Consider the following 16,177-nt stretch of genomic DNA (forward strand, 5'->3'; position numbering starts at 1 on the left):
CCGTTGTGCGAGGACACAGCTTGTGGGCTCGCACAACGGCTTCGTCACGTCCGGGAGGAACGACATGCAACTCAGCGAGCTGGGAGGCTCCGAGGGCCTGGAACACAACGCCACGCTCAACCGTGAATCGCTGGTGGCGCTGGGTGCCTTCAGCGCGCTCACCGCGGGCGCGGTCTTCCTCAACGCGCGCAGCACCCGCGAGGCCGTGGAGGGCCGCTGGTACAAGCACTTGAAGAAGCCGCCCTACCAACCGCCGCGGCAGGCCTTCGGGCCGGTGTGGACGGCGCTCTACGGACTTATCGCCGTGTCCGGCTGGCGCATCTGGGGCTCACCGGCGGGCGCCGAGCGCTCGCGCGCGCTGGGCCTGTGGTTCGTGCAGCTGGGGCTCAACGCCGCGTGGTCCCATCTGTTCTTCCGCAAGCGCCAGCTCAAGGCCGCGGCGGTGGAGAACTGGGCCTTGCTGGGCAGCATCGCGGCGTATACCGCCGCCGCCAGCCGCGTGGACCGCAAGGCGCCATGGTTCATGGCCCCGTACCTGGGCTGGGTGTCCTTCGCCAACGTGCTGTCGACCGACATCGCCCGGCGCAATGCCTGACGCCGGGCGCCTCCTCCTCGCGCGCTAGTGGCGCATGCGCGAGGGGGGGACCGCGTTGTTGAACGACAGCACGGCCGCGAAGTAGCGCGCCTGGTTCTCCGACGTGCAGCGCACCTCCTGGATGCGCCCGCCGACCTTCACCCGGACAAGCCACCCGTCGTTGTCCTGGCTGATAGGGGACTCGCTCTTCATCGTCATGTTTTCCATGGGTCTTCTCCCTCCCGTGCCCTCACATGAGCAGGGGGCGTGCCAGGGCTGAGGAGCGTGGGATTCCAGCCCTTTGCATGCAGCCTTCGTCCGGGGCGGAGAGGCAGGGCTGAAGTTCTTTCAGGTGATGGGCGACCGCTGCTTCAGTGGAGGTGGCGATCAGGCCACACTTGCGGGAGGGCAGGCCGCACGGAGGCGAGTGTCGGCAGCGCGACGTAGAAGGTCGACCCCCGGCCCGGTTCGCTCTCCACCCAGATGCGGCCGCCGTGGCGCTCCACGATGTCGCGGCTGATGTAGAGGCCCAGGCCCAGCCCTCCGTAGGAGCGGGTGGAGGCGTTGCGCGCGCGGAAGTAGCGGTCGAACAACTGCTGCTGCTGGTCCTCCGGGATGCCGATGCCCGGGTCCGTCACGGACAGCACCGCGACGTCGTCCGTCAATGACAGCCGCACGCGGATGGTGCCGCCGTCCGGGCTGTACTTGAGCGCGTTCTCCAGCAGGTTGGAGATGACCTGCTCCAGCCGGAACGTGTCGCCGTGGACGGAGACGGGCTCCCGGGGGGGCTCGAAGTCGAAGGTGTGGTTGCCCTTCTGGCCTTCCATGCCGGCGAGCGTCTGCTCCACCAGCAGGTCGAGGCGGGTGGACTCCGGGTGCAGGGACAGTCGGCCGGCCTCGATGCGCGAGGCGTCCAGCAGGTCGTTGATGAGGCCGGTGAGGCGCGTGAGCTGGTGGCGCGCGTGGCGCAGCACGCCGGGGTCCAGGTTCTCGCCGCGCTCCAGGCGGCGCTCCAGCGTGGCCAGGCGCAGGCTCAGGGGCGTCAGCGGCGTCTTCAATTCATGGCTCGCGATGGAGAGGAAGTCGTCGCGCACGCGGATGGCCTCCTGGGCCTCGCGGTACAGGTGCGCGCGCTCCTCCTCCGCGCGGCGGCGCTCGGTGATGTCCTCGATGAGGACGCCCACGCCCAGCACGCGACCGTCGGGAGTGCGCACGGGATAGAAGCTGCCCCGGAAGTAGCGCCGGGGGCCGGGGACGCCCAGGTCCTCGTCGGAGGTGGACTCCTGGTCCACCAGGGGCTCGCCGGTGCGCAGCGCGTAGCGGGGCCCCTGCTCCGCGATGGCGCCCGGCTCCCCGAGCAGCTCCGGCAGCGTGCGGCCCGGATGGTCCTCCGCGGGGATGCCATTGATGCGCGCGAGCGTTTCGTTGACGCGCACGTAGCGCAGATTGGTGTCCAGGAAGCCGATGCCCACCGGCGCGCTGCGCACGAGCAGGTCCAGCTGGGCCAGGTTCTCCTCGCGCTCGGCCTCCACGCGGCGGCGCTCGGTGATGTCCTCCACGATGCCGACGCCGCCCTCCACGACGGTGCCGTCCTCGGAGTAGCAGGGGGCGAAGCGGATGCGGACGGGTATCTCCTTGCCGGTGGTGAGCGCGCGGTAGTCGCCTTCGTAGTCGCAGGCACGGCCGGCCAGTGACTCGCGCACGCAGGTCATGATGCCTTCGTCGCGCAGCGTGAGGAGGTTCAGGCCCACCAGGTTGCGCTTCGACGTGCCGATGAAGCTGGAGAAACGGTCGTTGCAGGCGGTGATGACGGGGTTGCGGTCGAAGTGGAAGATGCCCAGGGGCGCGTTCTCCACGAGCAGCCGGTAGAGCCGGTCCACCGTCTCCTGGTGCGAGGCCACGTCGGGGCCGCCGGGGACGTGTTCCACCGGCTCCTCCAGCGAGTCGATGACCTCGTGCATCCGGCGCAGCGTGAAGACGATGCGCTCATCTCCGTCCAGGCCGGTGGCGCCCACGGTGACTTCCACCTGTATCTCCACGCCGTCCCGCCTCCGGGCGAAGACGCGAGTGGGCCGCCCGCCGAGCGCCTTGCGGCGCGACAGCAGGTAGCGCGGCAGGCTGAGGCCGTGGAAGTGGTGCAGGCGAGGCGGGAAGAGGTCGGTGATGGGCCTGCCCACGAGCTGCTCGCGGTCCCAGCCCAGCAGCCGCTCCGTCGCCGCGTTGACGTGCAGGATGAGCTCCTTCGGGCCGCACGCGATGATGGGATCCACCGCGGCGTCCAAGATGGCTTCCAGTTCCCGTGCGGCTCCTCCGGCCATGCTCGCTCCTGGTGGGACCCGGCACGCGTCTCTTTCGCCGCGTGTCCGGCCCTGCCGGGAGGTGGGGTCTCCCCGGCGTTGGCGGGCGCGCGTCTTGGCGCCCGTGCGCGTTCCCTTTGCCTACAGGTACGCACTGTGGGCCGAAGCGGCGCGGTGAAGCCGGAGGGCAGGATGCTGACAGCGCCCCTGGAGGCCGGGCGAGCGGGCGGGTACAGGAGGGAGCATGCGCGAATCCCGAACCGCCGCCGTGCTGCTCGCCGTGTCACTGCTGGGGATGGCCTGTGCCAGCACCCGGAGCACGCCGTCGGCGGCGCAGAGCCCGCTCGTCTACAAGAGCGAGGCGGTGGGCGCTCCGAAGCCCGAGGCGTTGCTCGTGGCCCTGCACTTCTCCGGCTCCACGCCCGCGTTCTGGGATGAGCCCATCCAGTCACTGGGCGTCCCCGTGCGCACGCTGCTGCCCCAGGGCCCAAGGCCCCGCCGCGACGGCTTCACGTGGTTCCAGGCGGACCACGAGGAGAAGACGTGGGAGGGGAAGACGGAGGACGTGGAGCGCATGGCGGAGCGGCTCGCGGAGTTGATCCGCGAGGTCCGTGCGGCGCACCCGGAGCTCCGCCGCGTCGTGGTGACGGGGTTCTCCTACGGGGGAGACCTGGCGTGGATGCTGGCCATCCGGCACCCGGAGCTGGTGGACGCGGCGGTGCCCATGGGGACGCGGCTGCTGGGCGACCCGGTCCAGGGGCAGCCTGTGTCGCGGAAGGTGCGGGTGCTCCAGGGAGAACAGGACGCCATCATCCCCGTGCAGCACACGCGCGAGCGGGTCGCGGAGCTGAGGGGCCGGGGCGTCCCCATCGACCTGCGGACCTACCCGGACCTGGGCCACGACGTGTCGCCCGCGTTGCTCGAGGACTGGCGCGCGTTCCTGCGCCAGTCGTTGCAGGGGCAGACGGACTGAAGCCGTGGCGGCTCAGCGCCGACGCTTGGGCGGCGTGCGGCCGCGCTTCGCCGCTTGCTTGCGCACAGGCTTCCGCACGGGGGCGGCCGGCTGCGCGTTCAGCGTGAACGTCTCCAGCTTCTCGCGCAGGGTGCGCGTCTCCTGCTTGAGCGCGTCCAGCTCCTCGCGCAGCGACGCGACTTCACGGGCCTGGGGCGCGCCTTCGCGCAGGGTGCGCACGGCTTCGCGGGCGTAGCGGCGGGTGCGCGGGTCGCTGAAGGTCGTGCCCTCCAGCGCGGGCAGCAGGCGACGGTCGCCCAGCGTGGAGGCCGCGTCGCAGACCGCCAGTTGCACGCGGAACTGCGGGTCGCGCAAGAGCTGCGCGAACAGGTCCACCGCTTCGCGCTTGCGGTTCGCCACCTCCGCCAGCTTCGCCACGGTGCTCACGGCCGCGCGGCGCAGGAACGCGGGCTGGCCGTACGCGGTGCGTGCCACGGCCACCGGGAACGCGGCGGGGTCCTGCGTCTCCGCGAGCCCGTCCATCGCGCTCGCGCCGATGACGTCCTGGAATGAAGGCCTCGCGGTGGCGGCCTCCAGCAGGGGCAGCGCATCCGGCGCGCGCACGCGTCCCAGTGCCCGTGCGGCCTCCGCCTCCACGAAGTAGCTGGCGTCACCGGCCTCCAGCACCGAGCGCAGCCTCCCGGCCGCCTCCACGTCGTGGCGGAACTCGCCCAGCGCGGCGACGACGGCGCGGCGCACGCGCGGGTGCTCGGTGGCGACCGCGTCCAGCAGCAGCGCGCGGGCCTCCGGCGTGCGGATGCGGCCCAGCGCCTTCGCGCATGCGGCGCGAGTGGCCCAGAACCGCTTCGCGTCCTTCAGCGCGCGGCCCAGCGCCTCCACCGACCGCAGGCCTCCGTCCTTCCCCAGCGCGTGCGCGGCCTCCGTGCGTGCGCGGGCCTCAGGGGCATTGGCCAGCTCCTCGCGCCACAGCCCCACGGCCTTGTCCACGTCCAGCGTGCCCAGCACGTCGCGGCGCGGATCCACGCGCACCTGCGTGGGCGCGGCGGGGCAGGGCAGGTGGAAGCGGTGCTCCGCGTCCGTGAGCTCCAACCGGTGGCGTGTGTCCTCGCCGTTCACCGTGACGGCCACCTCCAGCGGGAGGCGGAAGACAGGCGTGCCCGAATCCGTGCGCTGCGTCTGGCGCACGGTGATGCGCAGGCGCGCGTCGTCCGCCTCGTAGCGGACCTCCACCTTCAGCTCCGGGTGGCCGGGGGAGAAGACGTACTGGTCGAAGACGGGGTCCAGGTTGTGGCCGGTGGCCGCCTCGAAGGCGCGCGCCAGGTCCACCGTCTCCACCACGCCGTGGCGGTGGGACGCGACGTAGTGGCGCAGGGCGCGCATGAAGAGGTCATCCCCCACGCGGCGGCGCAGCTCGTGGAGCACCAGCCCGCCCTTCTCGTAGAGGTGGCGGTCGAACAGGTCCATGGGCGCCTGGAACTTCCGGGCGACGATGGCGCGCGCGTAGCGCTCGCGCGTCTCGGAGAGGTAGGCCTCCAGGTCGAGCGCCCGGTGGTGGTCGGCCTCGTCCCGGTTGTCGCCGCGCTCCTTCCAGAGCACCTCGAAGTAGGTGGCGAAGCCCTCGTTGAGCCAGCCGTGGGGCCAGTCGCGGCAGGTGAGCAGGTTGCCGAACCACTGGTGAGCCAGCTCGTGGGAGATGAGCGGCTCGGCGTTGTAGTCCAGGTGTGCCCGCGCGTCGTGCAGCACGGTGTCCACCAGCGTGGTGGCGGTGGTGTGCTCCATGCCGCCCAGGATGAACTCCGTGACGAACACCTGCGCGTAGCCGCTCCACGGGAAGGGCTCACCGGTGATGGACTCGTACGCGGAAATCATCTTCGGCGTGCGCGCCACGCACCGGAGCGCGTCCTCGCGGCGCCCCTTGGGGAACAGGTAGCGCAGCGGCGTGGTGCCGGCGGTGTCGGTGGCCTCGTCGAACTCGCCCACCACCAGCGTGACGAGGTAGGGCGCGTGCGGCTGCGCCATGCGGTGGTGCTGGGTGCGCCGCTCGCCGGTGGTGACGTCGCTGACGAGCACGCCATTGGACAGCGACGTCATGTGCGCCGGGAAGGTGGCGATGACCTCCGACGTGGCCTTCTGCGCGGGCGTGTCCAGGCAGGGGAACCAGCAGCGCGCGTCGATGTCCTGGCCCTGCGTCCACGCCTGGAGCGGACGGTCGGGGTAGCCCGCGTCGGGGCCCCAGAAGTAGAGGCCGCGGCGGGGGCGGGCGCGGTACGTGAGCGCGATGTCGCACGCCTGGCCCGCGTCGAGCGCGCGAGGCAGCTCCACGCGCACGTGCGCGCCGGAGTTGGAGAAGGTGACGGAGCGGCCGTCGACGCGAGCCTCGGTGACGTCCAGGTCCACGGCGTCGAAGGTGACGGTGGAAACGGTGCGGACGGCGGACACGCGGGTGGTGCAGGTGCCGGCCAGGGCGCGCTGGGCGAAGTCCAGGTCCAGCTCGATGCGCACGTGCTCGGCGCGCACGGGCCGGGGCGCGGCGTAGTGCTCGGTGGCGCCGGGCAGGCTGAACGGATGCGGGTCGGAGGACCCGGCGGCGGCGGGGGCGTGGCGGTGGCAGCAGCGCATAGGGGAGGGTGACTCTTTCGCAAGCCCGCCCCCGGGTCGAGCCGCTTCGAACCGGGTCTTGTCGGAATTCCTGGGGCCGGGCCCGACAGGTTGGGAGGGGAACGGGTGGGGGCCGGGGCGCGAAGGGCCTAAGATGGGAGGACCGTGCAGGCCGTTCTCTACTTCTCCGACAAGCAGGTCCGCGAGAAGCTCTTCTCGTTCGTGGACGCGGCGCAGGGGCTGCTGCTGGTGGCGGGGGTGCGCCACGGCGCGGTGATGACGCGTCCGCCGCAGGCGCGCGAGCCCTTCGCGGCGCTGGAGGACCTGTTCGGGCACGTGCTGTCGCAGGTCGTCGTGGCGGACGAAGGCACCACGGAAGGCATGTGGAGGGATCCGCTGGGGGACCTGGGCGACCGGCTCTACCCGGAGGACAAGAAGCGCGCCTACGCGGCATCCACGGGCTACGTGCTGCTGGAGGACGGCAAGCCGCGCGCGGTGGTGCGCAAGCACGCCAGTCCCGCGGAAGACCTGTGGTTCCTCCAGGAGGCACTGAGCCGCCTGTCTCACAGCATCCCCGCGCCCGACCCGGAGAAGCGCCCCGGCCACCGCCGCCCGGAGCCCGCGCCCAAGGCTCCGCCGCGCTACGGCCCCGCGAGTGACAGCGGAGCGCCGGAGGAACCCGCCGATCCCTGGCGCCGCTCCAGCGCCCGAGGTGACGCGTCCTCGCGAGGCAATGCGGGGGCCCGCCCGGGTTCGGGCAGGGCTCGCGAGTGGCAGGCCGACGGACCCACGCCCCCGCGGGGCAGCCGTGCCGTAGCGCCCGAGCCCGAGACGAAGGACCCCTGGACGGTGCTGGGCATCGAGCGGGGGACCCCCAGGGACGAGGCGCGCAAGGCGTTCCGCACGCTCATCGCGCAATACCACCCGGACAAGGTGGCCCACCTGGCGCCGGAGTTCCACGCGCTCGCCGAGCGCAAGACGCGCGAAATCCTGGACGCGTGGGAGGCGCTGGAGCGCGACGCGGGTTAGTGCACCGTGCGGCGCGGCTTCGTTCGCGAGGGGCGCTTCAGCCGGGCCTCCAGGTAGTCCTTCAACACCGTGGCGTTGTTGTGCTCGGTGTCACGGGCACCGTGGAGCAGCGTGATGCGGCCGTGGCGTGCGGCCTCGAGCAGCGGCTCCCAGGCGTCGGGGTGCGCGTCCAGTTCGCGGATGTACCGGGACCGGAACTCGTCAAAGCGCTCCACGTGGTGGCCATACCACTGCCGCAGCTCCGTGCTGGGCGCCACCTCCCGGAGCCAGCCGTCCAGGTGGAGGTCCGCCTTCTTGCGCCCCCGTGGCCACAGCCGGTCCACCAGGAAGCGGGTCCCCGCCCGAGGGTCCGAGCCGTGCTCGTCATAAACGCGCTGGAGTCGAATCATCGTCGCGAGCCTCCGAAAGGACACGCTGCCCACGCGAGGCGCGCGCGGGGAGTACCCGGCGGGGACGCGGCGGCCCGCTTCTCAGGTCACCAGCGCGGGCGCCGGAGTATCCAGCCGGAAGCGCGCGATGAGCGGCACGTGGTCGGACAGGCCGTGGAAGCGGCTGGTCAGGTCTCCGAAGGGCCGCGTCTCCGTCGTGTCCAGCCAGCTCACGCCGCCACCGGAGAACAGGTGGTCCAGGTGCATGCGCATGTGCATGAAGCCCGCGGTGGGGAAGGCTCGGGACAGGGTCGGGTTGATCTGCCCCACCGACGCCTGCGCGCACGTCAGGTGCGCATCCCCCGTGAGATAGCGGAACACCGGCGACGACGGCGGCGAGTTGAAGTCCCCGCACACCACGAACGGCTCCTCCTTCGCGTGCAGCCCGATGAAGCCCGTGAGCTTCTTCGCCTCGTGGAGCTGGTTGACGCCGCAGCCCATCTTGTCGCGCGTGGCCCAGAACTCGCGGGCGAACGGCGTGGGCAGGCTCAGGTGCGTGTTGAAGATGTGGAACGCGCGCTGATCCGCGCGGCGCAAGACGCGCATGTGCGCGCAGATGCGGCTCTGCTTGCGTTCCTTGAGGCCCTGCACGTGGTGGTGCGTGATGTGCTCCGGCGCCTCCACGTTGTGCCGGTCCACCTGGAGCGTGCGCGTGTTGACGAGCATCGCCAGCCCCGTCGTGTACAGCGACAGCTCACCCACCTTGTAGTGGTGCGCGCGGAAGTAGAACGCCTCGTAGGGCATCTCCCTCCCCTGGAGGGCGAACGTCTCCTCCACGCGTTCCATGAAGGCTTCCAGCTGCGTCTCACCCGGGCGGGTGGGCCGGTGGACGATGTTGCTGCGCAGCGAGGAGGTCTCCACCTCCTGGAGGCAGACGATGTCCGGCAGCGGGTCCAGGGTGGCCAATGCGGCCGCCACCCGGCGCTTGGGCCCCACGGTGCTCGCGAGCCCCCTCAGCATGTGGCCGAAGTAGCGGACGTTGTACGTGACGATGCGCAGCGCTGACGGCTCCATGGTCCGGTCGCTACCTCCCCATGCCTCGCGTTGAAAAATGGGAAGCCCTGGCACGAACGTCCAGGCCTCCCCGCTCTCTTCACGATGGGATGCGCCAGCACCAGCCGCGATGTGCTTGCAGGCGGACAAAGTGCCCGCCCGCTTGCCTGCTCAGGGAGCCGGGGCGATGCACTCGTCGAAGAAGTCCTGCACCTGCTGTGTCCAGCGGGTCAGGGGCTTCCATTCCTTGGGGATGTTCGACCGCCATTCCAGCCGGAGCGAGTGAGAGAAGAACGAATGCTCGATGCCGAACTTCACGCCATCCATAGACAGGCCGCGGAGCGGGAATGACAGCGGTGGGATGACGACGCTCGCAGCGGCATCCTCGAAGGCGTGCCAGCGCTCGCCATCCACGTCCGCGTCGGTGACCTGGATGCGGGAGGGGACGCTTCGTAGGAACGCCTCCGGGTCAGCCGCTTTGACGAGGTCTTCCCGCTCCTGGCCGTGGTTCCAGACCACACGGCGCAGTCGGAGGTACTCGAAGTGTCCTCGGTACTTTTTCTCCAGGAGCCAGACCCGGTAGTGATCGAACGAGGGGTAGTACCAGGTCCGAAGCACGGCCCTGCCGGGGTCCAGTTCCGGCGCCAGCCGCTCCGGCGCTGCCAGCGCGGCATTGGACAGTTCCATGAGCCGAAGCTCGAACTTGGAGACCCTGTATTCCTCGGCAGTCATCCGCGTTCCTTCCTGGCGTCAGACTGCGGGCTTCACCCGCACCATCGTGTCCAGCAGGTGCTCCAGCGCGCGGTCCGGGTCGTCACACAGGCCCGCGTGCACGGGGCCCGTCTGGAGCATCGTGCTGCGCGGCGCCACCAGCCAGTGCCAGCGCTCCTTCTGCGGCAGCCGTCCAATGGGCCCCGCGTCCTTCCCGCCCACGCACACGCGGCGGAAGCTCTCCAGGTGGCCGCTGAGCAGCTCCACGTCCGCGTCCGGTGACAGCGCCTTCAGCCGCGCCACGTCCAGCTCCACGCGCGCGCCCAGGAAGCGGTGCTGCACACAGAAGAGGACGACACCCACGTTGATGAACTCCTCGCGCTCCACGCGAGGCACCAGCCGGATGATGGCGTAGTCAAACGAGCTGGGCGTGGGCACGCGTCGCCTCCTCGATGAACCCCGGCGCCGCTTCCAGCCTGCGCATCAGCCACGTCACGTACGCCGCGCGGTGCTCCGACGTGGACGCGAACGCGGGCTCCTGGCCCAGCCACGCCTCCGGAATGGACCCCACGATGCGCTCCACCACCTCCCGCGTCACGCGCTCGCGCAGCAGGTCCCCGGCCTCCGCCAGCCCGTGCGCCCACGGCAGCAGCACGTGGTCCTTGATGGGCGCGAAGCGCGTCTGGCTGCGCTCCTCCCATCCGTCCCACGAGTGGTGGAAGTACATCGCCGCCCCGTGGTCGATGAGCCAGAGGTTGCGGTGCCACACCAGGAGGTTGGGGTTCTTCGGCGTGCGGTCCACGTTCGTCACGAACGCGTCGAACGCCACGATGGCGGACGCCACCTGCGCCTCCGGCACCGGCACCGCCAGCGGGTCGAACGTCACCGAGCGCGGCAGGTAGTCCAGCGCCAGGTTCAACCCCGCGCTCGACTTGAGCAGCTCGCGGATTTCACTGTCCGGCTCGTTGCGCCCCAGTGACACGTCCAGCTCCACGAACACCAGCTCCGGAACGCGCAGGCCCAGCACGCGAGCAATCTCTCCCGCCAACAGCTCCGCGATGAGCGCCTTGGCCCCCTGGCCCGCCCCACGGAACTTCACGACATAGAGCCCCGCGTCGTTCGCCTCCACGATGGCGGGCAGCGAGCCCCCTTCGCGCAAGGGCGTCACATAGCGCGTGGCGGTGACCGTCCTGAGCATCACTCGTCCTCGACAGTTCCCGGGCACTCCGGGGGTGGCGGCTGTACCACGGCCCTGCCCGCCGGGGAACACGCCACACCCCCACCCACCTTCCCCGCGCACCGCCGATTCAGTTGCGTGCAATTAAATTGTGCACTACATATTCTCCATGTCGACGGATGACTTCCTCCGGCTGGACCTGCAGCTGTGCTTCCCGCTCTACGCGGCGTCGCGCGCGATGGTGCAGGCCTACACGCCGCTGCTGGCGAAGCTGGGGCTCACCTATCCGCAGTACCTGGTGATGCTGGTGCTCTGGGAGACGGACGGGGTGTCGGTGAAGGAGCTGGGGGAGAAGCTGTACCTGGACTCGGGGACGCTCACGCCGCTGCTCAAGCGGCTGGAGACGCAGGGTTTCGTGCGCCGCGAGCGTTCCACGGAGGACGCGCGGTCGGTGATGGTGTCGCTGACCGCGCAGGGAAAGGCCCTGCGCCGCAAGGCCGCATCCATCCCGGAGGCCATCGTCTGCCGCACCGGTTTGACGCTGGAGGAGCTGTCGCGGCTGCGCCGGGACATCCAGCGGCTGTTCGAAAAGGTTTCCTCACGCAGCGCTTGAGACACACGCGGTTTCCAACCACGACGTCACGAAGGAGCAACACCATGGCCCCGGTCCAGATCTCGCCGCTCTACTCCACCACCGCCATCACGCACGGCGGCCGCAACGGCAAGCTGCTCTTGGAGAACAGCCCGCTGGACGGCCTGGAGCTGGCCATGCCGAAGCAGCTGGGCGGCTCCGGCAAGGAGTCGGCCACCAACCCCGAGCAGCTCTTCGCCGCGGGCTTCTCCTCCTGCTTCGAGAGCGCGCTGCGTCTGGTCGCGGGCAAGGCCGGCAAGAAGCTGGATGAGAAGGCCGGCGTGAAGGCCACCGTCACCATCGGCAAGACGCCGGACGGCGGCTTCGGCCTGGCGGTGGAGCTCACGGGCATCCTCCCGGGCGTCCCCCGCGAGGAGGCGCAGAAGCTGATGGAGGCGGCCCACCAGGTGTGCCCGTACTCCAACGCCACGCGCGGCAACATCGAGGTGAAGGTCTCCGTCGCGGAGTAGTCCTTCACGGCTGGCGGAGGCAGGGCTAGACCTTGCCTGCCTCCACGACGCGCACCGTCTCCGCGCCGTCGAAGCGCGCCTCGAAGATGGGCAGCCCCTTGGCCAGGCTCTTGAGCGTGTGGCCCAGCTGCGTGGCGGCGAGGGCGTTCATCTCCGTGCGCAGCGGCTCCACCTGGTGCGGCTCCACCTTCACCCACTTGGGCAGGCGCTGGAAGAACTCCACGTAGTGGTCGCGGTGCTTCGCCGCCACCTGCGGGTGCGCGACGAACACCTGCTTGGGCCCCACGGACGGAGACACCAGCGGGATGGGCGCCATGTCCCAGAGTTCCTCCTCCACGAACACCGTCAACACCGCCGCTTCATCGTGCTCGCCGGAGAGCGTGACGAACTCCAGCTCCGGAACGCCCTGCCAGCGCAGGTCGTGGAACGCGCACAGGAACGAGCGCACCAGGTCCGGCCGCACGCCGTAGTCCTGGGGCCGCGTGAGCATCAGCTTCAGGTGGCCGCAGCCCATGTGCGCGGGCTCCAGCAGCTGCTCCATCACCACGGGGCGCGCGTCCACGGGCGGGTGGTCCACGAACGCATGCCAGCCCGCCTCGTCTTCCCTGGCCGGCAGGCGGTGGTTGGACAGGCGCTTATCCGCCGCGAGCGCCGTCACCAGCTTCCCCCACGCGAGCATGTCCGTGTGCATGTAGAAGCGGCCGAACACCTCCAGCTCCTGGAAGAGGAGCTCCTCCACCGTCGCGTCATCGAACCGGGCGCCGGTGACGTTCTCCACGGCGGCCAGCGCCAGCAGGAACTCGCCCGCGTCGCCACCCGGCGTGCCGATGACGCCCTGCTCGTCGCGGCCGTCCACGCAGGAGCGGCGCCCCGTCATCAGCAGCGCGGACAGCCGCGCCCAGCGCACCTGGCTGGGGTCGCCCACGTGCCGCTCGATGTGCTCCTTCTTCAGCGGGCCCGTGGCGGGGCCCTCCTCCGCCGCGAAGGTGGGCGTGGTGAGGCCGCGCTCGAAGATGGCCGCGCGCCGGCTGGTGGAGTAGCCCGCCGTGCGCCAGGCAATCATGCCGCCGGCCAGCGCGGCCACGTACTGCATGCCCAGCGCGTGCAGGTACTGCGCCGCCAGGCCCGCGCGCCGGCCGCTGTGGGACACGAGCACCACGGGCACGTCCGGACCCAGCTGCGGGTGCACTTCCGCGATGCGCTCCAGCGGCACCCAGAGAGAGCCCGGGATGTGACCCATCACCCCCGTGAGGTCTTCCTTCTCACGGATGTCGATGACGCGGATGGCCCGGCCCTGCTCGGCGACGAACTGCACTGGCACCCGAGGCGTCATCGCGCCGCTGGCGCGCAGCTCCGCCTTCCATTTGCGCTGGAAGAGGACGGAGCTCGCGGGCTCAGGTGGCGGAGTCGGCATGGGCGCTCGAGGTGGAGGTTGGCAGGAGCGCCAGCAGGTTGTTCTGGATGCTCTGGCAGATGGTATCGAGCGGCAGGTCGTTGTCGTCCGTGCCGAAGGGGTCCTCAATCTCGACGCCAATCTCTTCGATACCAAAGAAGACATACGCGACGAGGAACGTGGCCAGGACTGTCACCCAGCCAAAGGTGTCCACCAGCGCGAAGGGCAGGGTGAAGCAGTAGAGGATGAGCGCGCGGCGCACGTGCACCATGTACGCGAAGGGCATGGGCGTGCGGTGGATGCGCTCACAACCCCCCAGGTAGTCGATGAGCTGGTGGACGTTCTGGTCCAGCTGCATCTGGACGTACTCGGGATAGAGCCCCTGGCGGCGGCCCTCGTCCAGCACGGCGGTCATCCGGCGGGCCACGTTGAGGGGCACGTGCTGGGCCTTGAGCACCTCCGCCACCTCCCCGGAGGGCAGGGGGCCCGTGTGGGGACCCAGGTGCCGCTGCTGGCCGCGCAGCCACCCGGCGGTGGCGAAGGGGAACGCGGCCGTCCAGCGCACCAGCGTGGCGAACAGCTCCGTGTGGCCGATGAAGGGCTCCGACGCACGGATCAGGTTGCGCGTCTCGTTGACGATGCCGCCCCAGAGCTTCCGGCCCTCCCAGAAGCGGTCATAGGAAGCGTTGGTTCGGAACACGAGCAGGAGGCTCAGCGAGATGCCCGCCAGCGTGTGCACCGTCGGGGGCACGCCCACGTTGCGCACCCGCTGGTGGAAGAGCACCACGGCCGCGGCCCAGACAACGCACATCAACACTCGGCCGACGATCTCCTTCACCATCGAACCGCGCAGGTAGTGGAAGTAGCTCCACCAGCGATGCGGGTCATACTCAACCATGTAGGGGATACCCTCCGGAACGGGAGGCGCATGCTAACCGCACCGCGACGCGTCGTGAGCAGTGCTTTGAGAGATTGCGGATGCAGGACGTTTCGGGTGATGGCCGGGCGTCGGGGGCTTCAGCTAAGGAGGAAGACGGTCGGTCCACTCCCTCGTCAAGGAGGCGTCTTCCATGCGCCGTCATCTCACGCCCCTGCTGATGTTCCTCGCCGCCTCGGCGAGCGGTTGCAGCTTCCTGCGCACGGACGTCCTGCTGGACACGCTCAACACCCCGGACTCGTCGAATCCGAAGGACGTGCCGGTCCGGGTGCCGGCGGTGGAGCGCGTGGCGGGGCTGACGCGCGCACAGCTGACGGACTCCTATGTGGACCCGGCGCGCGCGGGCGCGTGGATGGAGGCGCTGGGCGCGTCTCCGGAGGCCGTGCTGGACATGTCGGCGTGCCTGGTCCAGCACGCGGGCAACGACTCGGCGTCCTGCTATGAGAACGACGCGCGCACGGGCTACGTCGACCGGACCGTGAAGGCGTCGGCGTGGGGCGTGCCGATGCCCGCGCAGGCCCTCCCCGTGGCGGCAGCGGCGGCGGAGGAGGTGGACGCGGAGCGCTTCCTCGCGAACGCGATGGGCATTGGTCCGTCGCTCGCGGCGTTGCAGCAGTCGCTGGAGGTGCCGCTGACGCGCGAGGTGCTCGCGCAGGGCATCCAGCGGGGCGCGGCGTCCGCGGCGGCGTACGTGCGGGCGCGCTCGTGGCGGCGCGACCTGCAGCGGCCCAGCAACGCGGTGGTGCTGAGCGGCGGCGGGGCCAACGGGGCGTTCAGCGCGGGGGCCATGTGGCGGCTGTTGGGCATCCTGGAGCAGTGCCGGGGCAAGCCCGCGCCGGAGGGGTGCGGAGACGCGCGAATCGACCTGGCGGCGGGGACGAGCACGGGCGCGCTCATCAGCACGCTGGTGGACCTGTTCCACACGCCGGGCCAGGAGGCGAACGCGCGGCGGCTCTTGCTGGGCAACTACACGTGCACGGTGGAGTCGGACCTGTACTGCGTGAACTCCACGTGGCTGTGGAACCTGGCGGAGGACACGCGGGGCCTGGTGAAGTTCGACGGCATCTATACGAAGCTGGATCAATTCATCCAGCCGGCGATGTTGCACAACGGCACGGAGCTGGTGTCGGTGTCGGTGGATTTCCAGACGGGCGACGTGTTCAGCGTGAGCGACCAGGACCCGGCGGACTTCAAGCCGGGCGCGTCGGACCATCTGCGCAAGGGCGGGATGATTCACGCCATCGTGGCGTCCATCGCGGAGCCGGTGCTGTCGAACCCGGCGGGCAAGCTGCCGTCGGCGGCGGGTGACCGCACGGGGACGTACTACGACGGCGGGGTGCGCTCCGGGCTTCCGCTGCTCCAGGCGGTGGAGCGTGGGGCGGAGCGCGTGCTGGTGATTTCGACGGGAGGGATGAACCCGTCACCAGCGATGGATCCGAAGAACGCGATGAGCGTGCTGATGCGCACCATCGATTTGTTCGTGGCGCAGCCGCGCGTGGCGGAGGTGCAGCAGGCGGAGTTGCTCGCGGTGACGCGCCGGCTGGGCGAGTACAACGTCTGCACGCTGCGAGGCGCGACGGAGGACTTCTGCCGCCGCAAGGGCACGGGCTTCCAGCCTCAGATGGTGGGGCCGGGGGCGGGGCAGGCGGTGTGGATGGGCTCGGCGCGCTTCGACCAGGTGGCGAGCAGCTGGCGCAGCACGTGGATGTTCAAGCCCGAGTCGGGGTTGGCGACGGCGAGCGGCTACTCGTTCACGCCAGAGGTGATGCAGCCGCTCTTCGTGGCGGGCGTGGAGTCCATGCAGAAGCGCTGCACGGAGGTGCTGTCCCTGTTCGACATCCAGGGTTCGCTGGCGGCGAAGGAGTGCGCGCGCCAGCTGGTGGAGGTGGCGGACGAGGCGCGCGAGGCGCTCCCGTCCGTGGCGCAGTGCCGCGCGGACAAGCCGGAGCGCCGCACGTGTGACTGA

General features: G+C 70.5%; 16 protein-coding genes. 6 read left to right on the forward strand and 10 right to left on the reverse strand.

From position 1 onward, the window contains the following. Positions 1–64: 64 nt before the first annotated feature. Complete coding sequence (locus tag GTZ93_RS02155; protein ID WP_120574724.1) at positions 65–595, forward strand: TspO/MBR family protein; 531 nt, start codon at positions 65–67, stop codon at positions 593–595. 24 nt (positions 596–619) lie between these two features. On the opposite strand, the gene GTZ93_RS02160 is transcribed toward GTZ93_RS02155, so the two are convergent. After that, complete coding sequence (locus GTZ93_RS02160; protein WP_120574693.1) at positions 620–802, reverse strand: hypothetical protein; 183 nt, start codon at positions 800–802, stop codon at positions 620–622. A gap of 143 nt (positions 803–945) precedes the next feature. Continuing rightward, positions 946–2,892, reverse strand: coding sequence for a PAS domain-containing sensor histidine kinase (locus tag GTZ93_RS02165; RefSeq protein ID WP_139915752.1), 1,947 nt, complete (start codon positions 2,890–2,892; stop codon positions 946–948). A 223-nt stretch (positions 2,893–3,115) separates the two neighbouring features. Here GTZ93_RS02165 and GTZ93_RS02170 point away from each other — a divergent pair, with 223 nt between their 5' ends. Further along, positions 3,116–3,844: an alpha/beta hydrolase gene (locus GTZ93_RS02170; protein ID WP_139915753.1), complete on the forward strand. Its 729-nt coding sequence runs from the start codon at positions 3,116–3,118 to the stop codon at positions 3,842–3,844. A 12-nt stretch (positions 3,845–3,856) separates the two neighbouring features. On the opposite strand, the gene GTZ93_RS02175 is transcribed toward GTZ93_RS02170, so the two are convergent. Continuing rightward, positions 3,857–6,463 carry a M1 family aminopeptidase gene (locus GTZ93_RS02175; RefSeq protein WP_139915754.1) on the reverse strand — a complete coding sequence of 869 codons (2,607 nt, stop codon included), beginning with the start codon at positions 6,461–6,463 and terminating at the stop codon, positions 3,857–3,859. A gap of 144 nt (positions 6,464–6,607) precedes the next feature. Between GTZ93_RS02175 and GTZ93_RS02180 the strand changes: the two genes are divergently transcribed. After that, a complete protein-coding gene (locus GTZ93_RS02180; protein ID WP_139918823.1) occupies positions 6,608–7,471 on the forward strand; it encodes a J domain-containing protein in 864 nt (287 codons plus the stop codon). Here the strand turns inward: GTZ93_RS02180 and GTZ93_RS02185 are convergent. From GTZ93_RS02185 to GTZ93_RS02205, 5 genes are all read right to left on the reverse strand, one after another. After that, a complete protein-coding gene (locus GTZ93_RS02185; protein ID WP_139918822.1) occupies positions 7,468–7,860 on the reverse strand; it encodes a DUF488 domain-containing protein in 393 nt (130 codons plus the stop codon). The two genes, GTZ93_RS02180 and GTZ93_RS02185, sit on opposite strands and share 4 nt — an antisense overlap. Positions 7,861–7,941: 81 nt before the next feature. After that, complete coding sequence (locus GTZ93_RS02190) at positions 7,942–8,913, reverse strand: endonuclease/exonuclease/phosphatase family protein (protein ID WP_139918820.1); 972 nt, start codon at positions 8,911–8,913, stop codon at positions 7,942–7,944. Positions 8,914–9,063: 150 nt separating this feature from the next. Further along, positions 9,064–9,624 (reverse strand): hypothetical protein, encoded by a 561-nt coding sequence (locus tag GTZ93_RS02195; RefSeq protein WP_139918818.1) that lies wholly within the window; start codon positions 9,622–9,624, stop codon positions 9,064–9,066. Between the two features lie 18 nt (positions 9,625–9,642). Next, complete coding sequence (locus GTZ93_RS02200) at positions 9,643–10,041, reverse strand: DUF3037 domain-containing protein (RefSeq protein WP_139918816.1); 399 nt, start codon at positions 10,039–10,041, stop codon at positions 9,643–9,645. Continuing rightward, positions 10,019–10,801, reverse strand: a complete 783-nt coding sequence (locus GTZ93_RS02205; RefSeq protein ID WP_139918814.1) for a HipA family kinase — start codon at positions 10,799–10,801, stop codon at positions 10,019–10,021. Before GTZ93_RS02205 ends, GTZ93_RS02200 begins: the two co-directional genes overlap by 23 nt. Before the next feature lie 148 nt (positions 10,802–10,949). Between GTZ93_RS02205 and GTZ93_RS02210 the strand changes: the two genes are divergently transcribed. Together GTZ93_RS02210 and GTZ93_RS02215 are read left to right on the forward strand one after the other, a co-directional pair. Beyond that, positions 10,950–11,393, forward strand: a complete 444-nt coding sequence (locus tag GTZ93_RS02210) for a MarR family winged helix-turn-helix transcriptional regulator (RefSeq protein WP_139918812.1) — start codon at positions 10,950–10,952, stop codon at positions 11,391–11,393. A 44-nt stretch (positions 11,394–11,437) separates the two neighbouring features. Further along, complete coding sequence (locus GTZ93_RS02215; protein WP_139918810.1) at positions 11,438–11,881, forward strand: organic hydroperoxide resistance protein; 444 nt, start codon at positions 11,438–11,440, stop codon at positions 11,879–11,881. Between the two features lie 25 nt (positions 11,882–11,906). Here GTZ93_RS02215 and GTZ93_RS02220 read toward each other — a convergent pair whose 3' ends face one another. After that, entirely contained in the window at positions 11,907–13,295 is a 1,389-nt protein-coding gene (locus tag GTZ93_RS02220; protein ID WP_139918808.1) for a rhodanese-like domain-containing protein, read from the reverse strand. Continuing rightward, entirely contained in the window at positions 13,276–14,172 is an 897-nt protein-coding gene (locus GTZ93_RS02225; RefSeq protein WP_139918806.1) for a bestrophin family protein, read from the reverse strand. Before GTZ93_RS02225 ends, GTZ93_RS02220 begins: the two co-directional genes overlap by 20 nt. Before the next feature lie 172 nt (positions 14,173–14,344). On the opposite strand from GTZ93_RS02225, the gene GTZ93_RS02230 reads away from it, so the two are divergent. After that, positions 14,345–16,177: a patatin-like phospholipase family protein gene (locus tag GTZ93_RS02230; RefSeq protein ID WP_139918805.1), complete on the forward strand. Its 1,833-nt coding sequence runs from the start codon at positions 14,345–14,347 to the stop codon at positions 16,175–16,177.

Source organism: Corallococcus exiguus (assembly GCF_009909105.1).
Taxonomy (GTDB): Bacteria; Myxococcota; Myxococcia; order Myxococcales; family Myxococcaceae; genus Corallococcus; species Corallococcus exiguus.